This is a genomic window from Vibrio sp. 10N.222.49.A3, assembly GCF_041475145.1.
GTDB classification, from domain to species: Bacteria; Pseudomonadota; Gammaproteobacteria; order Enterobacterales; family Vibrionaceae; genus Vibrio; species Vibrio tasmaniensis_A.
Map to the genome: position 1 here is coordinate 1 of NZ_JBFRVM010000003.1, position 22,141 is coordinate 22,141.

Genomic DNA, 22,141 nt, shown 5'->3' on the forward strand with positions numbered 1-22,141 from the left:
AAGTGAACGGCATTAGCCCACAGAGGGCGGTTTTGATTCAATTATTGGCGTGTGACTTATTCGCTAATCCGTTAACGACTTACTCAGCTAGCTGCTTCAACAGTAACTCTGTAGGGCGAACAATCGAGATGATCGATTCATCATAGATTTTCGCTGCTTCAGACAATATCGCTTGGTAAGCATTTGCATCTGATGCTCTAACTTTTTCATCCGCTTGTGCTTTAGCAATCAAGGTTAACGCCAAGTCTGCGACTTCCGCGGTTTTCTCTGCGACAATCACAGTCTCTACCGAAGACACATTACCTGCGAAGACAGTCTCAGCAGCGAGTGCAGCCGCTTTTGCTTGTTGATAATGCTGGGCAAGTTGCTCAAGCGCTTGTTGATTACCCGTCGCGACTTCGTTGACCAAATCTTGCATCTCATACACGGCGTAGCTTTCGACTGGCAGTGCATCAACAAAGCGATTTAGACGCTCGTATTGGCTGTATAAAGTGCCCTTAGGTTCAGTCGAATTCCACTTTTCCCAGTTACGTGCATAATATTGTGCTGGCTCAGTGTACTTGGCAAGCACGCGCAGGTCGTGAATATCTTGGCCTTTGGCAATGCGTTTTAACAACATATCAGCATCCGCATGGTGACGCAGCCCAACCGACACTTCAGACCATGTATCCATCGCTTTCATACGCTTGTACATGCTGCGTTCGTCCGTCAATTCCGCATCAGACCAGAAGCGCTCTGCAATCGCATAGCTGCGTGGCCATAGGTAGTTTTCGACCGTGAGGCTGTCTTTGTTCTCTAGCCACATGGTGATCTCGCCGCCCAAGATAAGCTCTTTTTCTTTGTCGGTTAATTCTGCAGGGTAACCACCATTTGGCTCAGGGATCACGCTGCCTTCAACATCGCTGCTCGCAATCACTTCACCTGTGGTTGGCCAACGCACATTACCGACCAATTGGTAACTGCCTTCTGCAAAACCCTTTGGATTCAGGTTTAGGTTGAATTCGGTGTACGACATGAAGTTATCGAAGTGGCCAACAAAGGTTTTACCCGGCACATAATCAAGGATGAAGATCTCTTCGCGAGACTTGCCGTTGTAATCACTGAATGCGCGGAAAGTGCCGTCTTTCGCTTCAATAATAGTCAGTGTTCCCTTACGTGGGCCGCCTTTTGAACGTGGCTTCTGCCATTGGTACGTCACGAACTTTTCGCCACTGTGCAGCTTATCGTCAACCGTGATGCCCGTTGGCATTGGGTCATTGCGATAGTGGTAGTTCGTCGGCTGAGGTTGATCTAGGTAATAACCCGTAGAAAGAATACCTGGGTAGCCCTCTTTCGCCGCACGACCAATGCTATCGTGCCCTTGCCAGCTTTGAATCACGATCGAAGTCGGCAGGTCTTTATGCCAAATCTCATCCCAACCGGTCATCTTCTTACCGCGCTCTTCGAGCATCTTCTCAACTTTTACATTGAGGTAAGACTGCAGACCACGCTCGCCATCGATATTGTTTTCTTCAATGAACTGTTGGTGCTTTTCGCTGTTTTTCCACTGTGCATAATTCGGCTCATCGCCACCAATGTGGAAGTACTCATCAGGGAACAGCTCGGTCACTTCATCAAACACATCACCAAGCATCTCATAGACTTCAGGGTTAAGTGGATCCATCAGTGGTTCAAACACGCCCCACCCTCTTTCTTGCTCGTAGTTTTGCCCTTCACCGCCCGACATCAAACGCGGGTAAGCGTGAGCAACCGCAGAAGAGTGACCCGGAAGAGAGACCTCAGGAATCACACGAATACCAAGATTACGCGCGTATTCAACTAAGTAGCGAACTTGGTCTTTGGTGTAGTAATTACCATCAGCGGTTTCAGACCATAAACGCGGCCAAGATTCGGTTTGAATGCGGATACCTTGGTCGTCCCAGAAGTGCCAATGGAATACGTTCATCTTCGCCGACGCCATCGCATCTAACTGACGAATCAGCACATCGAATTCAATGAAGTGACGTGAAGTATCGTAAGAAACACCACGCCAGCGAAAGCGAGGCTCATCGACAATGGTTACGGCAGGAATATGGTAGCCAGTCGCTGTGGTTTCAACGAGCTGTAAAAGGGTTTCGATGCCGTGAATCGTGCCGTATGGGCTTGGAGAGCTCAGCGTGATTTGTTCACCCTGAGTGGTAATCTTGTAGGACTCTACAGAGTCGATATTTTGTATTTCAGACTTTGGTGCTGCGTCGATATCTATGATCAGGTTCGCTTGATCTGCACTATCAACCTGCCAATTTAGAATCGGCACACCTGTCTGACGCTCAAGGCGATCAATAAAGCGTTTCGCCGTGTACTCAACGCGATCAGAATTAAAGCCTTTGATGTAAACTTTAAAATTACCATCTACTTTCACTTGCCCAGCTTGCAGCTCGACCGTTTGTGGGTACGGCATTAAATTTAGATCGGAATTTGGAGCCATTGCTAACGCCATTGGGGACACTACTGAACCTGAAATCGATAGGGATAATATAGTTTTTTTCATTATTAGTTTTCCTATATAAATATGGTTCTGTTTTGTTTATCGGAGGCAATTCACAAAACAGAACCATCAACCACTGCTGTTGTTTATCTTTATTCCAAACGCTTCTCGTTAGTCCACAAGAGCGACTGCTTCACGAACCAATGCCGCGATCTCGTCCCACTGTTCATTCTCGATCATCTTCGGAGATACCATCCAAGTACCGCCACAGCACACCACGCGATCCACGGCTAGGTAGTCATTCACGTTGTGCTTGCCGATACCTCCCGTTGGCATTAAAGACACATCAACGTATGGCGCTAACAGAGATTTCACCATGTTGATGCCGCCAGACGCTTCTGCAGGGAAGAACTTCAAGAAGTTAAGGCCAAGCTCTAGCGCTTGCTCTACTTGGCTTGGGTTATTTACGCCCGGAACGATTGGCATGCCGATTTCTTGGCAGCGTTTTACGGTGTTTGGGTTCAGACCCGGAGCTACGATGAATTCGCTGCCCGACTCTTTCGCAAGGTCGATCTGCGCTGGCGTTAATACTGTGCCAGCACCGATACACATTTCTGGATACGCATCGCGCATCGCACGAATCGCGTCTGCTGCCGCTTCAGTGCGGAATGTCACTTCAGCAACGGGTAGGCCGTTTTCTACCAACACTTTTGCCAGTGGAATCGCGTGTTCAACCTTGTTGATTTGGATAACAGGGATAACTTTGAATTGCTTAAGTGTGTTGATCATTTCTTGAGACATAATAATTCCGCTTTTTATTTTATTTTTTAATCAGTTGGCTCATAGCGCTCACGGGGATGATTGCGCCAGAGTATTGAATAACGATTGAAGCCAGTTGGTGGCCAAGTTCGGCTGCGTCGGTGGCGCTCTCGCCAGTAAGACGCGCAGCTAAATAACCCGCGGCGAACGAATCACCCGCCGCGCAGGTGTCGACCACGTTAGAAACACGCGTCGCTGAAACATAATTCTCAACAATATCGTCCTGATCAATTTGAACAATCTTGCATGGCTCACAGCCACGCTTGATGACGATCTCTTGGCAACCCAAACGAAGGCAGCGTTGTTGAACGCTCTCTGAGTTACCCCATACAAGCAGGTCGTCGTCTTCGGTAATCAAGGCGATGTCCACCAACGGCAGTAACTTGGCATACCAATGTCGAGCTTGCTCAGTGCTCCAAAGTTGCGGGCGATAGTTATTATCAAAAATCACCTTGCCGCCTTGGTTTGAGAACACGCTAATGGCTTTGAATAAACGCTCGCGAGAGGCATCATCCAAGATCGCGATACTGATACCGCTGATGTAAACCGCCTCGACTTGCTTCTCTGTCAGAGCGATTTCAAGCTTATTCAAGTGATTAGCATGGAAATAAGATTTTACCGCCGCATCGTTGCGCCAGTAGTGAAAGTGTCGCTCGCCCGTTTCATCGGTTTCGACCATGTAGAGTCCAGGCAGCTTGTTTGGGATGCGTTCAACGAAATTGGTTTGAATACCTTCGAGCTGCCAGCTATCAATCATATTTAGAGACAGCTCATCGCTACCAAGGCCCGTCGCGTAATGAACAGAGAGGTTTTGATGTTGAGTTAAGCGAGAAAGGTAAAGTGCGGTATTAAGTGTGTCACCGCCAAACTTTTTGGTTAATGGAGAGCCGCTGATTTCGACCATACATTCGCCAAAGAAAGCAATATTGAAATGAGAAGATGCAGGCATAGCCGATCCTAAAATAGAGATAAATGGGGAAGAAGGCTCTGCCGCTAAGCAGAGCCTGAGCTAACTAAATCACTCCACTGTTTGTCGTACTAACTTTGCTGTACTGACTCGCCGCGGAGCGTTGAGTTAGCTTGTTTGATTTGCTGGACGTTGAGGTGCCGCTTCTTCTTCAAGTACGCCAGACTCAGACATTTCCATCTCCATCAGAGCGCGCTCGTCATCAAGAATTGCTTTCGCCATTTCTGGTGTCACTTGGTTAGCCGGAGTACATAGGCTTACCAGCACACCCGCCGTTAGAGCCACTAGACAAGAAGGAATCACAGGGTTGCCCCAAAAAGCCGTGTAGTCTGCATTTAGCATTACGACAAATGAAGCCACAGATGCACCCGCTAGCGTAGCAAGAGCACCCTGCCAGTTGTAACGTTTCCAGAATCGACCCAACATACCGCACACAAACATGCCCGACATTACGGTTGAAATCATTTTCGTGATGTAGCCAATGATGTCGTTTGACGTCAGTGCGAACAGCAGTGCAAAACCAATCACCACAATCAGTGCCAAGCGAGAGTAGTTCACCATTGACTCTTTGTTCGGTACGCGGCCAGTAAACATCACGTAAACATCACGCAGTAGGATAGAAACACCAGCTATCGCATCTGAACTTGCACTCGACATGGTTGCAGAAAGACCCGCGATAAGAACAATCATGCCAACGCCAACCGGAAGAACCGTTGCAGCAACATAAGGGAACGAGTAGTTCGCATTATCCAATGTTGGGTCAATGGCATGTGCTGCCATACCGATGATTGCAGGGATGATTGAGAAGAAAAGGTACAACACACCCGATGCAACAAATGAGCGACGAACCGTTGATACATCTTTACCTGAGTAGATACGCTGACGGAATGAAGGCGTCGCCAGTACACCCACGCCGATAACCACAGCCAGAGATACAGCAGGCAAAAGACCCAGTTTATCGATTGCTAAAAAGCTTGTAGCAGCAGGATCCATCGCAGCGTAAAGGTTATCCATGCCGCCGATGTAATCGACTGACATTACCGCCATCAAGATGAAGCCAGCAAAAAGGATGATCGCTTGAATGGTATCGGTCCATACAACCGCAGTGTAACCACCGATCACCACGTAAATAGTGAATGCTGCAGCAATAATGATTTTCGCTAGGTTGAGATCGATGTCTGCAATCCACGCTAAGTACATGCCGCCACCTAGAATGTGAGCGCCTAACCAACCAATTGAGGCAACAAAGATCAGTACACCTACAACGTTTTTCACGATGCGGTTAGCGCCAACATAGTAAGCCAGCTCTTCACTCATGGTCATGAAGTTCAATTTACGAACCGGAGCAAACCAAAGTGCAAGTAATAGGATGCCTATCGCACCACCAATGCCGTACAGAGCACCTGCCCAGCCATTTGCGTAGCCGAAGCCAACCGCACCCATACTTGAACCCGTACCGACCATCGTCGCTACTGTTGTACCAAGTACTAAGAACATAGGTAGGCCACGGCCACCTAATAAGAAATCTTCGCCAGATTTTTGATTACGCGAGACAAACCAGCCTAACCAAATTAAAAATAATACGTACACGCCGAAGCCTGTAAGAAAAAGTGTACTGTTCATTTGACACCTCTCAGTGAAATATTGAGTTCATTCCTGAACTTTATTTATGATTCATTCATTTTATATTTCATATAATTACTTTATTGATTTTATCTTTTTTAATTAAAGTAATTTTTATAAATGTAGGGTGAGAGTATTAAAGGATAATAACAGGGATGACTAACCCCTAATACTCTCAAAGTAGGTAATTGTGATTAGGTTATTACTATCCGCGATCGGCGCGGTAGCAAGTCACATCTACTTCAACCTTCACGTCTACAACTAAGTCGCAGACCATGCAGATTCGAGCCGGTGGGTTAGCACCGAAGAACTCTTTGAATACCTTATTAAAAGATTGGAAGTAACGAGAATCCGTTAGCACAACCTTTACGTGCATTACGTCTTCTAGGCCGTAGCCCGCTTCAGTCATGATATCGACACAGTTTTGGATCGCTAGGCGAGACTGGTCAACAATACCACCCTCAACCACTTCACCATCTGTCATCGGTGTCTGGCCAGAAACGTATAGGAAACCACCTGCTTCAGTTGCACGTGCAAATGGTAAATGTTGTCCGCCTGTACCTGTACCGCCTTCAACACCGTAACGTTTAATAGTCATTTTTTAACTCCACTTATTTATAGATAATATTGGGTTTATAGATAACATTGGTTTTATAGATAAAACAAATTCTATTCCAATATATTTAAATTAATTCGCCGTTTTTATAATTATCTGAATTTAATAAATAATTTAAATTCTAGTTTCGGTAAATAAAAACGCCTGAACGATTATTTCTTACTTTTCCTTGCTGGTAAGTTAACTCACCATTTACAAATACACTTTCTATTCCTTGAGCAACTGAAATAGGATTTTCAAATGTTGCTGTGTCTTTAATATTCTTTGGATCAAATAAAACTAAATCGGCAAAGGCACCACAGCGAACTTCGCCTCGGCCCGCTAAGTTGTAACGCTGAGCCGACATTCCAGTCATCTTGTGAATCGCTTCTGGCAACGAGAACAGTTTTTCGTCTCGGCAATAGTGACCTAGCACTTTCGGGAAGGTGCCCCACAATCTTGGGTGTGGATGCGGGTCATTAGGTAAACCGTCGGAACCGACCATGGTCAGTTTGTATTTCAATACGCGCTTTACGTCGTTCTCATCCATGCAGTGATAAACCGCGCCCGCTGGTTGAAGCGCTTTTGCTGCGTCCATCAGGGGGAGGTTCATTTCATCAGCAGTCTGCTTAAGCGTTTTGCCTGCATGTTCTGGTTTTGCTTCAGACCAAGTGATGAAGATGTCGAAATCGTCAGTCACTTGTTTCAAATCTAATGTTGAAGAGCTCGCTGAGTATGGGTAGCAGTCGCAAGACACATCTTGGTGCTCAGAAACCTTGTCCATTAAGTCGAGTACTTCAACGGTTCTACCCCAGTTCCCCGCACCTGCACATTTAAGGTGGGAGATAACAACAGGCACTTTCGCGTATTGTCCTGTCTCAAACGCCTCTTCCATCGCGCTTAAGATCTCTTCAAATTCGGTACGCATATGCGTGGTATAGATGCCGCCGTGACCAGAAAGCACTTTCGCTAACTGCATCACTTCGTTGGCATTCGCTTGTTTCGCGCTGGCGTAAGCCAAACCCGAGCTCAAACCTAATGCGCCTTGTTCCATCGCCAAATCAAGGTTGGTTTGCATCGCTGCGATTTCGTCTTCGCTTGCAGTGCGTTGCAGGTCATCCATCACTTGGTTACGCAATGTGGTATGGCCGACTAATGCTGCAACGTTTACCGCCGGTTGAGCTTGCTCTACCGCTTGTGCATACGCGGCGAAAGTTGGGTATTTAAAGTCAGCTTGTGCGCCTAAAAGATTCATTGGATCAGGTGGATCGCCAGCCAAAACGGTTGGTGATGCGCTGATACCACAGTTACCAACAATCACGGTTGTGACACCTTGGCTGATCTTAGGCAGGCAGTCTGGGTAACGAATTACATTGGTATCGTCATGTGTGTGTACATCAATAAAACCAGGAGCCAATGCTAAGCCTGCTCCCTCAACCAATTGGCCACAATCTTCATGATCGATTTGACCAATTTCGGCGATTTTTCCATCTCGGATTGCTACATCGGCACAAAACGATTGTTCGCCGGTGCCATCAAACACCTCTACATTTTTAATTATCGTATCGAACAACATTTTCACTCTCTCAATCCACTGTGTTGATGGAGCTATATTAGAAATTCAGCCGATTATTTTCAGTGACAAAACACACATAATATTTTAATTTGTGTGATAGCTTCTACCACAAAAAAGATTGCGGATATACTAAAACATTAAATAACAACAACTTAAATCATGTTAGGAATCAGCAATGAAACATAACCCTGCACATAAAGATGTTATAAAGTATCAAAACGATAGTTTTTTCTTGACTGAAAAAGGCCAAAAAGGGAGAGCGGTATCGCAATCTGAGAACGGTGTTTATCGACTAGTTAATGAAGATGTTTCGCTCCCAGTTGCGGTTATCAAGCAATCCGCCTTAACCAATAACCTAAATTGGATGCAATCATTCGCCGATCATCATCAGGTTAAATTGTCGCCACATGGCAAAACATCAATGACACCTGCTTTTTTCCGCCAACAGCTAGAAAATGGCGCTTGGGGAATTACCGTTGCGACACCTGCACAAGCAGAAATTGCAGCAATGGCAGGTGCAAAACGCATCATCATGGCTAATCAATTGGTGGGCAAAACCAACATGGCGATCGTTGAACAGCTGATCAGTGAGTTTGATGTCGACTTTTACTGTTGTGTGGATTCTTCAGTAAACGTGCAGCAACTTAACCAATATTTCGCCAATACAAAGCAGACGCTAAAGGTACTGATCGAATTTGGTGTACCGGGCGGTCGCTGTGGTTGTCGTTCACCGGAAGAAGTTCTAGAACTGGCTAAATTCATCCAAGATACACCAGCCCTTTCGCTGGCAGGTATTGAGGTGTATGAGGGTGTGATTCACGGTGACAATGCAGAACAAGACATTCGTACCTTCTTAAATCAGGCGCTCACTTCAGTCGAAAGCCTGGCATCAGATGGCCTAATTGCAGGGCAACCTATCATCACTGGCGCAGGCTCAGCTTGGTATGACGTGGTTGCAGAATGTTTGGCGAACCTAACCGATTACTTGGCGATCATCCGCCCGGGCTGCTATGCCATTCACGACACAGGCATTTACCTAGACGCACAAAGCAAGGTGTTGCAACGCGCTCAAGTAAACCAAGGTTACGCGTGCGAATTGGGAGGTGATTTAGAATCGGCACTTGAGGTATGGGCGTATGTAATCTCTCGTCCGGAGCCAACCAAACTGGTGATCGGGCTAGGTAAGCGTGATGTGGCCTTCGATGCAGGCTTACCGATTGCCGAGCGCGGCTATCGCAATGGCGAAGCAATCTCAGTGAAAGGCTTAACCTCTACTGCGGTGATGGATCAACATACCTTTGTTGAAACCGATGGTTCTTCTGAGATTGAAGTGGGCGACATGATTGCTTTCTCGACCTCACACCCGTGTTTAACCTTCGACAAATGGCGCTACATTGCCATCAGCGATGATGATCATCAGGTAAGACACTGGGTAGAAACCTGTTTCTAGGTCGATTTTTCAATAAGCTAGAATCAACGAAACAATAAGATATACTAACGGGGCTAAGCTTTAGCGACCAATGACTAGGTATTAGCAAATAGCCCCATCAACAAAGGATCAGGATTCTTGAGTTTAGAAGTAGATATCATTTCACAGATAACAGAGCGTTTTCCTGCTCTTCGTGATGCAGAAAAGAAAGTCGCCAAGCTGATCATGGATGACATTGATTTTGCTGCTAATGCCAGCATCACAGAGCTAGCCGAAGGTGCTCAAGTGAGTGAAGCCACCATCACACGTTTTGCTAAAGCGATCGGTTGCAGCAACGTACGTGATATGAAGATTAAGTTGGCTCAGACGCTAACCGTTGGCCAGCGCTTTATCCTCGAACCTGTTGACCAAACGGGTTATCAAGGTATCTACGAATCAATCAAGCAGAGCCTAGATATCAACCGAACTCTGTTCAAAGAGCAAGACGTTGAAACTGCAGTGAACTGGCTACATAACGCCAGACAGATCATTGCTATCGGCATGGGTGGCGGTTCGACCATTGCTTCTCAAGAGCTGCAACATCGACTGTTTCGTTTAGGCTACCCAGTGGTGTCGTACAACGACGGCTTGATGTCACGTATGGTAGCCGCCACGGCAGATGCCAATGATGTGATGGTGATGATTTCAGCGACAGGTTTTACACCAGTGATCACCGAAACCGCCGAATTAGCCAAGCAGTACGGACTTAAGATCATCGCGATTACCCCACAAGACACACCGCTGGCAAAAATTGCGGATATCTTGTTGCCAATCAAACATATGGAAACCGACTTCATCTACAAACCATCGGCTTCTCGCTACGCTATGTTGGTGTTAGTGGATGTGCTTTCGATGGGCATGGCGGTCAATCACAAGAACCGTTCGCGCGATAAACTGCGTCGCTTAAAGGTAGCGCTCGATTCTTATCGAGGCGGTGGCGATAGACAGCCTCTCGGTGACTAACGAATCAAGGATAGAATGAGCTTAAATTCACGCGCGCGGCAGTCCTTTACCAGTTCGTATAAGCTCATTTCCAATCCTGTGATTTCGATACCAGCATCCATTAGTCGACAGATTGCCAGATTCTTGTTGAGCGCCGTTCGCGAGCTAACACAGTCGCCAACTACCTGAACCTTGTACCCAAGTTCCAACAACCCCATTGCGGTTTGATAAACACAAATATGAGCCTCAATACCACATACTAACCAAGTCTCTACATCCTTGTCATGATTAGAATCAGCGTACTGCTTTGCTTTCAACAAACACCGCAACAAATACTACAATAGAACAAATACAATGTTTTTTATGTTTTATTTTTCAATTAGTTAGGCAAACCCGCTCTCACTTCAACCTTAAAAAACATCGTTTTATTTAGCAAGTTTAACCTTTTGTCAATATGTGAATTTTATTTATAAAGAATATAACCAACAAATATGACCTTACCTCTTGATAAATCAAGGGCTACAGATAGTCACTTTATCAATGAAAAAATAGGTTTCATTTGTGAGGGTTTTATAAATCATTCGTCAGCGATACCGTGATTTACATCACAGGATGAGTAAACAAGGTATTATCATGAAAAAATCAGTATTAGCACTCGGCTTAATCGGTTTAGTTTCACTTCCAACTTTTGCAGCAAGCACAGATGGTGGCGCGTATGTAGGTGGTGGACTTAATGTCTATCAAGATTCCGATACAGATGGTCACGGTAATTTAGATTCAGATGGTATGGGTTATAACCTATACGGTGGTTACCAATTCAACCGTATTGTTGGCGTAGAGCTTGGCTACAACGATTATGCAGATTACAAAAATGGCGCAGAAAAACTTTCACCAACGTCTATTTCTGTATCAGCAAATGTCGGTTACACGTTCGACAACACCATTCGCCCATTTGTACTAGCTGGTTTAAGTTCCGTAGACCTCAACGCGAACAGCGGCGCTGGCTACAATGATGATAGCGGCACAGGCTTCCACTTTGGTGTTGGTGTTGAATACACACCGGTTGAACACTTAACACTTCGCCTGATTTCGCAAGCAGACGCAGTAAGCGTAGAAGACTCTTATCAAATTAGTGGCTCTACGATCTCAACTGACGACCACACTCTAGCATTCAACAGTGTTAGCTTCGGTGGTTCATACAACTTCTAATATTCACCCCAAACGACTACGTCGTAAGTAAATAACTCAAATACACTTTGCTACTCTGCCCTATGATAAGGCAGCACAGTAAAGTGAATTTTTGTATCTATGTAACGATTCAACTTACAAAGCCATACAGTAATAGGTACAAAACTACGGAATAATGCTCACGAACGGTCGAAAGGTCGCAAAACAAAAGTTATTGATACTGGCATGACATTAAAGAGTGAGTAACGAAGATGAATAAGATAACAAAATCAGCATTAGCACTGGGTTTAATCAGCGCAGTTTCTCTTCCCGCTTTAGCAGCAGGTACTGACGGCGGTGCTTACATTGGTGGCGGTCTTGGCGTATCCCAAGATTCTGATACTGATGGTCAAGGTAATTTAGATTCAGATGGCATGGGCTACAACCTATACGGCGGCTACCAATTCAACCGTATCGTAGGTGTTGAACTTGGCTACAACGATTACGCAGACTACAAAAAGGGGGCTGCAAAACTGTCTCCGACGTCTATTTCGTTGTCAGCAAATCTTGGTTACACATTCGACAACACAATCCGCCCATTCGTATTGGCTGGTTTAAGCTCTGTTGACCTAAACGCAAACAAGAGCGCTGGTTACAATGATGATAGCGGTACAGGTTTCCACTTTGGTCTAGGTGTTGAATACACGCCAATCGAACATCTAACACTACGTCTAATTTCACAAGCAGACGCAGTGAGTGTTGAAAACGACTACGGCTTTAAGAAAGAAGACAAAACACTAGCATTCAGCAGCCTTAGCTTCGGTGGTTCTTACAACTTCTAATGTGATTGAACCACATAGAATAAGCTGAATTTACTAATTCGCTTTGCTGTTCCACCTTGTCATGAAGGTCACTCAGTAAAGTGAATTTTTTGTATCTTCACAACCTATCGCGTCATGTCACTTTTGCCAGTTTATCGCTCACCGTTACTTATTTGAGCTTTATGCGTTGATATTAGAGCTTTCTTGGTAGCGAGACTAAAATAAAGAGATAAGATACGCAGGAAAAAAGACCTATGAATCTACCAAGCTTAAACATGTCGATAAACAAGCTGCCCTTTGTGTTGGCTGTGTATTATCTGCTTATCATCAACATCCCTCTCTCCCTAGAACTGTTTAGTATTGTTCAGGCATCAAAGTCTGAAAGTATCGCGTTTCTTATATCCATCCAGATCTTCTTCCTTGCTGCTTTTAATTTCATCTTCCAAGTCTTTAATTGGCCGATATTCTCCAAACCGTTTTTCATCTTATTACTGATCACCTCAACCTTAGTCAGCTACAGCATGTTCAATTACGGCATATTCGTCGACTACGGGATGATAGAGAATGTGTTTGAGACCAATAGTGGTGAAGCAGCAAGCTATGTAAGTACCCACTCCATCTTATGGTTACTTGCCATGGGCGGTATTCCATCGATCATCCTGTTGTTCACCAAACTTGAAAAAGAATCTTGGAAAGATTTCTTTGTCTGGAAATCGATTGGGCTGCTCTCCTCCTTGATCGTCATTGCCATTATTGCCGGGCTTTTCTACAAAGATTACGTATCGATTGGTCGTAATCATTCGCACATCAAAAAGATGATCATCCCGACCGAGTATGTGTCATCAACGGTTAAATATATCAATAACACCTACATAAAACAGCCCATCCCTTATCAAGAGTTAGGGTTAGATGCGAAGCAAACAGCACAAGCCAAAGCGGCAACCAAACCAACATTATTAGTGTTTGTTCTTGGTGAAACCGCACGCGTGTACAACTACCAATATCATGGCTATGAGAGAGAAACCAACGCTCATACCAAGCCTTACAACCCGATATTTTTCTCTGATGTTCAGTCGTGCGGAACAGCCACCGCGGTTTCTGTGCCATGTATGTTCTCGAACATGAATCGCAGCAACTACGATCGCGACAAAGCCTACAACCAAGATAACGTGGTCGACATTATGAACCGCGCGGGCATTCACTCTATCTGGCGAGAGCATGATGGGGGAGACAAGACGGTCGCACACCGAATCAAAGAGATGACGCTCGTCGCAAAGGACAGCGATCCATTCTGTAATAACGACGTATGCTACGACACAGCTATGCTAGAGAACTTCGAACAAGATACTCAAGAACTCAAGCAAGATAGCATCATTTTCTATCATATTTCGGGGTCTCACGGGCCTACTTACTTTGAACGTTACCCCGACGAACATAAGAAGTTTACGCCAGACTGCGCTCGCGCTGATATTGAAAACTGCACCAAAGAGCAAGTGGTTAACACCTACGACAACACCATCTTGTACACAGATTTCTTTCTCTCACAGGCTATTCAAAAGCTAGAGAAACTCACTGATAAGTACAACGTGGCGCTGATGTACATTTCCGATCATGGTGAATCTTTAGGGGAAAACGGCGTCTACCTACATGGCATGCCTTATTCATTGGCACCGAAAGAGCAAACCCATGTGCCTATGATCGTGTGGATGTCTGATGGTTTTGCCGAGCAGAAAGGGATAAACCAAACCTGCTTGAGAAAGGCAGGCAAAGAACAGAGCTTCTCCCAAGACAATCTGTTTGACTCACTGCTTGGTCTAATGGACGTACAAACTAAAGAATATCGAGAGAACCAAGATATTTTTGCTTCTTGTCGCTAGTGCTTTTGCTTATGTAAACCATCGGAAAACTCAAGTTGCCTGAGCAAGCTCTCCTCAACTTCCCCTAAAAAGAAAAGACCTCGGTCTTTTTTTTTCGTCGCTAACATGGAGCCAGAGTGCTAATTTATAACGACGAAACAATGAGCTACATTTAATAGACACAATAATGGAAGAGTCCGTCGTGCTCCAAAGACCAACCTGTCTTATTAGACTTAATCTCACTCACATCGCTCATTGAGCTTACCAAGATTAAGCTCAGTTCAATACGGCACCTGAATGGCGCCTAATATCAATGTTTACGTCATATCATTAAGGACAAATGAATGGACGCTTTCATAATTTCAAGCTGGCAATTTTCTGAGGGTGTGGCACATGAACACACCACCAGCCCAGCCTCATTCGAGCAATCAACTTGGTATCACTGCCAAAGAGATGCTGACGGTTTGAGAGAATGGCTCCACAGTAATACGGTTCCAAATGCCATCATCGATTCATTACTCACCGATGACACCCGCCCTCGGTTCGAACAGTTTGGCCACGACTGTTTTTTGATGATTCTGCGAGGCATTAATCTAAACGAAGGTGCTAACCCTGACGACATGCTTAGCCTACGCATCTTATGGTACAAAGGCACTTTAATATCGACACGTAAAGTTCCTTCAAAAGCGGTCAGTAATCTGATATCTGATCTCATTCAAAACCAAGGCCCTACATCATTACCTGATGTGTTGTTGGGCATGATCCGTGGAATCAACCACAGTATTTCAACCTTCCTAGCACCCGTCGAACTATTAATTGACGAGTTAGAATCTAAATCCAATATCGACATAAGATCCATTAACGCTCTACATTCAAGGCTACTCAGACTAAGGCGTTATTTGAAGCCACAGAAATACGTTTTTGAAGATTTAATGAGTGACCTACCTGCACCATTGAGTAAGCACAACAGTCATATAAAGAACAGCCTTGATACCATCCTGAGAATTAACGAGTCTGTTGAGTTTTACATCGAACAAATTAATGTATTTTTAGCGAGCCTAAGTCAGCAACAAGCTGAAAAAATGAATAGAAATACGTACCTATTTTCTATCATTGCAGGTATTTTCCTCCCTGCTGGGTTTTTCACCGGTTTACTGGGTGTCAATATCGCTGGGATACCCGGAACAGATAACCCAATAGCATTTCCACTATTTTGCATTGGGCTGCTCGTGGTCGTAGCGGCAGAGGTCGTTATTTTGAAAAAATTGAGGTTTATTTAATGGTTGAGTTTTTGCAATCCAATATGTGGCTTAGACAAGTAGTTTTAGGTTTACTTCTTATCACTGTGTATTGGGTGATCAAACGCTTAGGTAAGAACTGGATAGAAACATTAGCGGAAAATAAGCGTGTCGAATTGAAGCGAAAGCAGTTCGTGATTAAGTGTTTCAATATTGTTCTGTTTCTACTCTTCATCGCTGTGTTTACGATTGTTCTTAACTTGGGTTTTGGTGATATTTCGCTGTTCTTATCATCCATATTTGCGGTACTGGGTGTCGCTTTATTCGCGCAATGGTCCATTCTAAGTAACCTCACAGCCAGCGTACTAATATTTTTCGTCTTCCCTTATCGCATTGGCGACAGAGTAAGAGTCGCGGAGAAAGACGAAGACATCAGCGGTGTGATCATCGATATCACCATGTTCCACGTTATTCTTCGACACAGTTCGGGTAACATTATCACCTACCCCAACAACCTGATTTTACAAAAAGGCGTGATAAAGGTTTTGGTTGAACCTGAAGCAAAAAGTGAAGCTTCAATAAGGTAACAGGCCTAACACCGAACACCTATGCCAAAGAAGGTGGCTTAACCATTGATGTGTATGGAGGAGTGAGATCGGAGTAACCACTCTTTGTCTATAACGCACATTCTTTCTATAGCGAAGGCTCTGTCTTTTGTGTCCCATTAGCCGCAAGTTTTATTGAGTTTAGATTTGCGACTAAATATACTGGAGATACCATCAGACGGAGGACAAAAATGAATAATAAAAACAAACATATAGTTTTAATTCATGGTCTATATATGCCTGCGTTGATCATGCAATATCTGGATAGAAACTTCAAAAAACGCGGCTTTACAACGCACAAGTTTGCCTACAACTCGCTGCGTTTCCCTTCTGCAGCCAAACATCTCAATCGTTTCGTGAATGCTCGTTTTAATGAGTATGATGAGGTCTATTTTTTCGGTCACTCACTGGGTGGCTTGCTGATTCGTCATTACTTTAAATTCTACCAACCACACTTCGCCGACACCTGCATTATTACCGCAGGCACACCGCACAATGGCGCGACTATCGCTAAAACACTGTCGAATCATGGTCTTGGCTTTATATTCGGTTCGAGCAAAATGATCTTAAGTGATGGCTTGGGTGATTACGACATTGATGTGCCGATTGGTGTCATTACCGGCACTTACGACGCCGGAGTTGGACGAATTGTTCTGGGAAGAAATCCTGGCGATGGTACAGTAACACTCGAAGACGCCAACCTGAGAGGAGCCACTGATACTTACGCCCTCAAACTCAACCACACAGCGCTTGTCTACTCCAAGGAAGTCGTAACACTGTCAGCTCAGTTCATTGAACACAGAGCTTTTAAGGACGCTTCATAGCTTATTCGAGTTAGCTTTTGCGCGTTGACTCCTGTATCGAGCTCTGTTCTCTTATTTGTGATAGACAAAAACAAAAATACCACTCTGCAATAAGAGTGGTATTCAAAGATTCATTGCTAAAGTGAGTGCTTGTTATACTTTCTATACTTGTTACAAGCGATTCACTCGCGTTGGTAGGAACACCTCACCCAACATGCATCGCACCGAACCACCGCCGATGTCTTCGATCGTTCTCACGTTAAATGGTAGTAGCTTACCGTGCGTCGAAAGCTGAGCTAACTGAGCTGGAGAAAACGCATCGTAAGCCGATTGAGACATCGCGATCACCTTGTCGCCATTCACAGTTTCAAGCTGAAGGATGTTGCCACAAAAACGATTCATCTGATCGATTGAGATAGAGATAACTTGCTTGTCTTTGGCAAGAGACTTCACAACAAAGCGGCGCTCAAACTCTGGGATCACTTCATCACAGATCACGCAGAAGTTATCACCAATCGCCATCATCACATTGGTGTGGTAAATCGGTTGACCAGACGGTAATGCCGTTTGGAACGAGACCACGCGAGAATAGCCAATGCGCTTCGCGTAATCTTCCAATACTTCGCGGTCACAACGTTGTGAAAGCGCAGCATAAATGGTCTTGTTGATATGGTCGATCACCATCACGCCAGTGCTCTCTAGATAAGAACCTTGAGCAACGTACGACTCCATAGACTCACTGTGATTAACAATGCGACCAGACGCTTCCAACGCTTCAATAAGTGCATTCGGCTTAACTTCATTTTGACGGTTTTCACACGCCATAGGGAAAGTGAATAGGCTTCCATCACTACAAGTACTGAACCAGTTGTTTGGGAACACTGCGTCAGGGGTTTCAACACCCAGTTCCGGATAATCAAACTCTACAACTTGCACACCTTCTTTACGTAGCGAAACCACCATAGCCTTAAACTCGGCCATCGTTTCTAGCTTTACCTCAGCTTCAGTCAGATCGACTCTGTGCTGAAACTCGTTATCACGGGCTGTTTCTTCGTTAAATTTAAATTCTTTTGGCGGCACCATAACAACGCAATTTGCGTTTTGAACATTAGTAATATGCAGTGATTTTTTGTGTAGGTTTAACATTTTAACCGTCCCTATCTTTTATTTACCTCAGAATTGTAAACAACTTGTTACGACAAAATTCACTGAAAATCACAATGATTTGAATATTTATCCCAAGTAATTACTGCAGATTTTAGATTAGTCGGTAATTTTTACTGCAAGATAACAACACATCAGAAAGAACCAACTGTATGCATATTCGTTAAAGAATTTTCTGGATAAATATTCTCATTTCATTTTTCAGCTCCACACGAGTTTTGATTACAATTTAATCCATTTAACGTTAGGATTATCACCGTTGCATAACCATCAATTACGTTTGAAATAAGCTTAACTTTTCCTGTCTAATTCAATCTAAAATTAGCTTCATGAAAGACACTCTTTGGAAGTGTTCTGTGTCGCTTAAACCAAGTACTTACATAAGAACTAAACAAAAATCTATCGAATGGCTTAATACTTATAAGAACGCGTTGGCACTTATATAATTTCAAACTAAAACTGAAAAATTCAAATCAAGACTATAAAAACAAAGCTGCACATCACGATGCTCTAGCATCAAAGATGCAGTAGCTTATAAAGGGAAAACTATGTACAAGAAATTTGAAGGCTTTACTGAAGCCTTTCCAAAGGGAGAGCCGATACAACCTCCTACTGGAATACTGGCATTCTGCCGCCATTACACACGAGGTTTTGAAAAGCCGTTGATCTTGCTCGGATTGATGAGCATGACCATCGCGATCATCGAAGTTGCGCTGTTCGGTTACATGGGTCAACTGGTTGACTGGCTATCAACCAGCAACCCGGACACTTTCTTGGCAGACAACGAGTCGACACTGATGGGGCTCGGCGTTCTGCTGTTGGTCGTGATGCCAATCTTGATCAGTGTTTATTCGCTATTGCTTCACCAAACTTTGCTAGGCAACTATCCAATGTCGATTCGTTGGTTAGCTCACCGCTACCTTTTGAAGCAAAGTTTGTCGTTCTATCAAGATGACTTTGCCGGGCGTGTCGCGACCAAAGTGATGCAAACCTCGCTCGCGGTACGTGAAACCGTGACCAAAATGGTCGATGTGTTTGTTTACGTGACGGTTTACTTTACAGCGATGCTGTTCATACTCGCTGAATCGGATTGGCGCTTAATGGCTCCAATGTTGATTTGGTTGTTCATTTACGTTGGCATTCAACTGCACTTCGTACCAAAGCTGAAAGACGTGTCTTCAGAACAAGCGGATGCTCGCTCGTTGATGACGGGTCGCATTGTGGATAGCTACACCAACATCGCTACGGTCAAACTTTTCTCTCATAGTAAAAGAGAAACCGAGTACGCAGAAGAAGGGATGGAAGGCTTCCTAGACACAGTCCATCGCCAAATGCGCTTGGTTACTGGCTTCAACATCTGCGTTGAATTCGCTAACTACTTGTTGGTGTTCAGCATTGCCGGTATCTCTATCTACCTATGGCTAGATAACGCGATCACCGTAGGTGCAATTGCGATTGCGGTCAGCTTAGCTCTGCGTATTAACGGCATGTCGAAATGGATCATGTGGGAAATAGGTGGTCTGTTTGAAAACCTAGGTACCGTGATTGATGGTATTAAAACACTGTCTAAGCCCATTGCTATCGAAGACAAAAAAGATGCGAAACCTTTGGACGTTCCACAAGGCGGTATCAACTTCGACAACGTGAGCTTTAACTACGGTGAGAATAAGGGTGTGATTAACAACCTTAACCTCAACATTAAACCGGGTGAAAAAGTCGGCTTGGTTGGCCGTTCAGGGGCAGGTAAATCGACATTAGTTAACTTGCTACTGCGTTTCCACGACGTAGAAAGTGGTCGCATCCTGATTGATGACCAAGTGATCTCAGATGTCACGCAAGATTCTCTGCGTAGCAACATAGGCATGGTGACTCAAGATACCTCACTGCTGCACCGTTCGATCAAAGACAACATTCTTTACGGTCGTCCTGAGGCAACAGATGAAGAAGTGTATGCCGCAACCAAACAGGCACACGCTCATGAGTTTATCGAAACGCTAACTGACCCGTTTGGTAACGTTGGCTACGATGCTCAAGTAGGTGAACGTGGCGTTAAGCTTTCTGGTGGGCAGCGTCAACGTGTCGCTATCTCACGTGTACTTCTGAAGAATGCTCCGCTGTTGGTTCTAGATGAAGCAACATCAGCTCTCGATTCAGAGGTTGAAGCTGCGATACAAGAGAGCTTGATTGAACTAATGGAAGGCAAAACGGTTATCGCGATTGCACACCGTTTATCGACGATTGCAGCAATGGACCGTTTGATCGTACTCGACCAAGGTAATATCGTTGAAGAAGGCACGCACCAAGAGCTGATTCACCAAAATGGTATCTATGCTCAATTGTGGAATCACCAGACTGGTGGCTTTATTGGTGATGATCTTGAACAGACAACGAGCGCTTAATTTATATTCCATTTTAAAAGTGCGGCGTAATTCACACCAAAATGTTAATTGGCGGTAAATTACACATGGCAGAATGTTATGTCGTAATCATATAATGACATTAACAGCAATGACGCTTCGCTTGCGCGTTCTGGAATAAGGCTAGACTTCGGGGGGAGGCTAGCCTTTTTTATGCCTGTTGATCTTCGTCCCTTTCTCATCTGTTTTCCTTTGTCCCATAAACTTCATCGATCCTTTTGTTTTTTTCTTGGCGTTTTTTTCTTAAAATGCGCGCAGTATTCTTTCTAGAGATCAACCATGAACAAAAGTGTCTTAACTAACGTTATTGCGTTAGCACTGCTTGCTGGCGGCTATGCGACAGCAAACCAATACTTGCTTTATGCAGGCCTATTCGCCTTTTCTGGTGCTATCACCAACTGGCTTGCGATTCACATGTTGTTCGAAAAAGTACCCGGCTTATACGGTTCTGGTGTTATTCCAGCACGCTTTGAAGAGTTCAAGGCTGCAATCAAGCAACTAATGATGGAACAGTTCTTTACTGAAAGTAACATCGACCGCTTCCTTAGCAGTGAGATGACCGGAAAATCGCTCAATCTAGAGCCCGTAATTAAAAAGCTCGACTTTAACCCAGCATTCGATTCACTGGTTCATGTTATCGAAAACTCACAGTTTGGTGGCATGTTGGCGATGGTTGGTGGCACAGAAGCACTACAGCCAATGAAGGCGCCATTTGTTGAGAAGATGCAAGAGTCTGTGATTGAAATCAGCAAGAGTGATTCGGTAAAAAATGCCATCAAGGATGAACTTGAATCACCTGCGATGATGGATGAAATCAAAGAGAACATTGAAGCGATCATCGATCAGCGCTTGAATGAACTGACACCAAAACTGGTTAAAGAGATGGTTCAGACCATGATCAAGAAACACCTTGGTTGGTTGGTCGTTTGGGGTGGGGTATTCGGCGGTGTGATTGGTTTAATCTCTGCCGCAATTACGCTGTAAGGCGGAGAAGTTTATCCGATTGCTCTTTATCTGACGTTCAACAAAAATGGAAGCTTATTGGCTTCCATTTTTTATATCTAAATAACCTTGGTAAGGCAAAGCCGGTCACTATTTTATGGTGGCCAACAACTCAGGGTTAACACCAAAGCCCTTCTTGTGTTCTTCAATCACCACTTCGCTGCGTGTCTGAATCACACCTGGCAGGGTACCCAATTTCGTTGCCATAAACGCTTGGTACGCCTTCATGTCTTTTACTCGAACCTTGATCATGGTGTCAAAATCCCCCGACAGCGAATAGCACTCTTCGACTTCAGGCATCGTTTCAACCGCTTGGGCAAATTTATCAAAAATTGAAAAACTGGTTTGATCGAGGCGAATATGGATAAACACTTGGACATCGAGCCCCAACTTTTCTGAACAAAGCTCAGCATGATAACCAGTGATGTAGCCCACTTTTTCCAATCGCTTCAACCTATCAGAGCAAGGTGAAGTTGTTAGGTTGACCTGTTTCGCTAGTTCAACAACGGGCAAACGGCCTTTCATATGCAGAATTCTTAGTATCTCTTTATCGATACGATCGAGTTGATGCTGAGACATAATATTCCTTAAACATTCTAGATTGCGCTCAG

18 protein-coding genes and 2 pseudogenes are annotated in these 22,141 nt (G+C 44.5%); 11 read left to right on the forward strand and 9 right to left on the reverse strand.

Features of this window, described 5'->3' with window-relative positions:
* Positions 1-79 precede the first annotated feature (79 nt).
* From AB4589_RS00085 to AB4589_RS00110, 6 genes are all read right to left on the reverse strand, one after another.
* Positions 80-2,530: a family 20 glycosylhydrolase gene (locus tag AB4589_RS00085; protein WP_372099052.1), complete on the reverse strand. Its 2,451-nt coding sequence runs from the start codon at positions 2,528-2,530 to the stop codon at positions 80-82.
* Between the two features lie 108 nt (positions 2,531-2,638).
* The gene (locus AB4589_RS00090) at positions 2,639-3,268 is read right to left on the reverse strand and encodes a bifunctional 4-hydroxy-2-oxoglutarate aldolase/2-dehydro-3-deoxy-phosphogluconate aldolase (RefSeq protein WP_372099053.1); all 630 of its coding nucleotides are present in this window, start codon (positions 3,266-3,268) and stop codon (positions 2,639-2,641) included.
* A gap of 19 nt (positions 3,269-3,287) precedes the next feature.
* Positions 3,288-4,235 (reverse strand): sugar kinase, encoded by a 948-nt coding sequence (locus AB4589_RS00095; protein ID WP_372099054.1) that lies wholly within the window; start codon positions 4,233-4,235, stop codon positions 3,288-3,290.
* 126 nt (positions 4,236-4,361) lie between these two features.
* Positions 4,362-5,876, reverse strand: coding sequence for a sodium:solute symporter family protein (locus tag AB4589_RS00100; RefSeq protein WP_372099055.1), 1,515 nt, complete (start codon positions 5,874-5,876; stop codon positions 4,362-4,364).
* A gap of 205 nt (positions 5,877-6,081) precedes the next feature.
* On the reverse strand, positions 6,082-6,474 hold the full coding sequence (locus AB4589_RS00105) for a RidA family protein (protein ID WP_004732497.1): 393 nt from the start codon (positions 6,472-6,474) through the stop codon (positions 6,082-6,084).
* Between the two features lie 139 nt (positions 6,475-6,613).
* On the reverse strand, positions 6,614-8,047 hold the full coding sequence (locus AB4589_RS00110; RefSeq protein WP_280532095.1) for a D-aminoacylase: 1,434 nt from the start codon (positions 8,045-8,047) through the stop codon (positions 6,614-6,616).
* Between the two features lie 175 nt (positions 8,048-8,222).
* On the opposite strand from AB4589_RS00110, the gene AB4589_RS00115 reads away from it, so the two are divergent.
* Positions 8,223-9,497, forward strand: coding sequence for an amino acid deaminase (locus tag AB4589_RS00115; protein WP_372099056.1), 1,275 nt, complete (start codon positions 8,223-8,225; stop codon positions 9,495-9,497).
* A gap of 117 nt (positions 9,498-9,614) precedes the next feature.
* Entirely contained in the window at positions 9,615-10,478 is an 864-nt protein-coding gene (locus tag AB4589_RS00120; protein WP_372099057.1) for a MurR/RpiR family transcriptional regulator, read from the forward strand.
* On the opposite strand, the pseudogene AB4589_RS00125 reads toward AB4589_RS00120, so the two are convergent.
* A pseudogene (locus AB4589_RS00125) lies at positions 10,475-10,741 on the reverse strand (isochorismatase family protein); the annotation flags it as partial. The gene AB4589_RS00120 and the pseudogene AB4589_RS00125 sit on opposite strands and share 4 nt — an antisense overlap.
* A 349-nt stretch (positions 10,742-11,090) precedes the next feature.
* On the opposite strand from AB4589_RS00125, the gene AB4589_RS00130 reads away from it, so the two are divergent.
* The 7 genes and pseudogenes from AB4589_RS00130 (at position 11,091) to AB4589_RS00160 (ending at position 16,968) form a co-directional block, all read left to right on the forward strand.
* A complete protein-coding gene (locus AB4589_RS00130; protein ID WP_372099058.1) occupies positions 11,091-11,666 on the forward strand; it encodes a porin family protein in 576 nt (191 codons plus the stop codon).
* Between the two features lie 230 nt (positions 11,667-11,896).
* The gene (locus tag AB4589_RS00135; RefSeq protein ID WP_372099059.1) at positions 11,897-12,466 is read left to right on the forward strand and encodes a porin family protein; all 570 of its coding nucleotides are present in this window, start codon (positions 11,897-11,899) and stop codon (positions 12,464-12,466) included.
* 233 nt (positions 12,467-12,699) lie between these two features.
* Entirely contained in the window at positions 12,700-14,322 is a 1,623-nt protein-coding gene (locus AB4589_RS00140) for a phosphoethanolamine transferase (protein ID WP_372099060.1), read from the forward strand.
* A gap of 323 nt (positions 14,323-14,645) precedes the next feature.
* Positions 14,646-15,581: a CorA family divalent cation transporter gene (locus AB4589_RS00145; protein ID WP_371694815.1), complete on the forward strand. Its 936-nt coding sequence runs from the start codon at positions 14,646-14,648 to the stop codon at positions 15,579-15,581.
* Positions 15,581-16,126, forward strand: coding sequence for a mechanosensitive ion channel family protein (locus AB4589_RS00150; protein ID WP_009845990.1), 546 nt, complete (start codon positions 15,581-15,583; stop codon positions 16,124-16,126). Before AB4589_RS00145 ends, AB4589_RS00150 begins: the two co-directional genes overlap by 1 nt.
* Positions 16,120-16,203 (forward strand): annotated as a pseudogene (locus tag AB4589_RS00155) (AraC family transcriptional regulator); the annotation flags it as partial. The gene AB4589_RS00150 and the pseudogene AB4589_RS00155, both read left to right, overlap by 7 nt.
* Before the next feature lie 132 nt (positions 16,204-16,335).
* Positions 16,336-16,968 (forward strand): esterase/lipase family protein, encoded by a 633-nt coding sequence (locus AB4589_RS00160; protein WP_372099061.1) that lies wholly within the window; start codon positions 16,336-16,338, stop codon positions 16,966-16,968.
* 150 nt (positions 16,969-17,118) lie between these two features.
* On the opposite strand, the gene AB4589_RS00165 is transcribed toward AB4589_RS00160, so the two are convergent.
* A complete protein-coding gene (locus AB4589_RS00165; protein WP_371694814.1) occupies positions 17,119-18,093 on the reverse strand; it encodes an arginine deiminase-related protein in 975 nt (324 codons plus the stop codon).
* A 566-nt stretch (positions 18,094-18,659) separates the two neighbouring features.
* On the opposite strand from AB4589_RS00165, the gene AB4589_RS00170 reads away from it, so the two are divergent.
* Positions 18,660-20,510, forward strand: a complete 1,851-nt coding sequence (locus AB4589_RS00170) for an ABC transporter ATP-binding protein (protein WP_372099062.1) — start codon at positions 18,660-18,662, stop codon at positions 20,508-20,510.
* A gap of 297 nt (positions 20,511-20,807) precedes the next feature.
* Positions 20,808-21,512, forward strand: a complete 705-nt coding sequence (locus AB4589_RS00175; protein ID WP_372099063.1) for a DUF445 family protein — start codon at positions 20,808-20,810, stop codon at positions 21,510-21,512.
* Positions 21,513-21,620: 108 nt separating this feature from the next.
* Here AB4589_RS00175 and AB4589_RS00180 read toward each other — a convergent pair whose 3' ends face one another.
* Positions 21,621-22,109, reverse strand: a complete 489-nt coding sequence (locus AB4589_RS00180) for an Lrp/AsnC family transcriptional regulator (RefSeq protein WP_009845995.1) — start codon at positions 22,107-22,109, stop codon at positions 21,621-21,623.
* Positions 22,110-22,141: the final 32 nt, after the last annotated feature.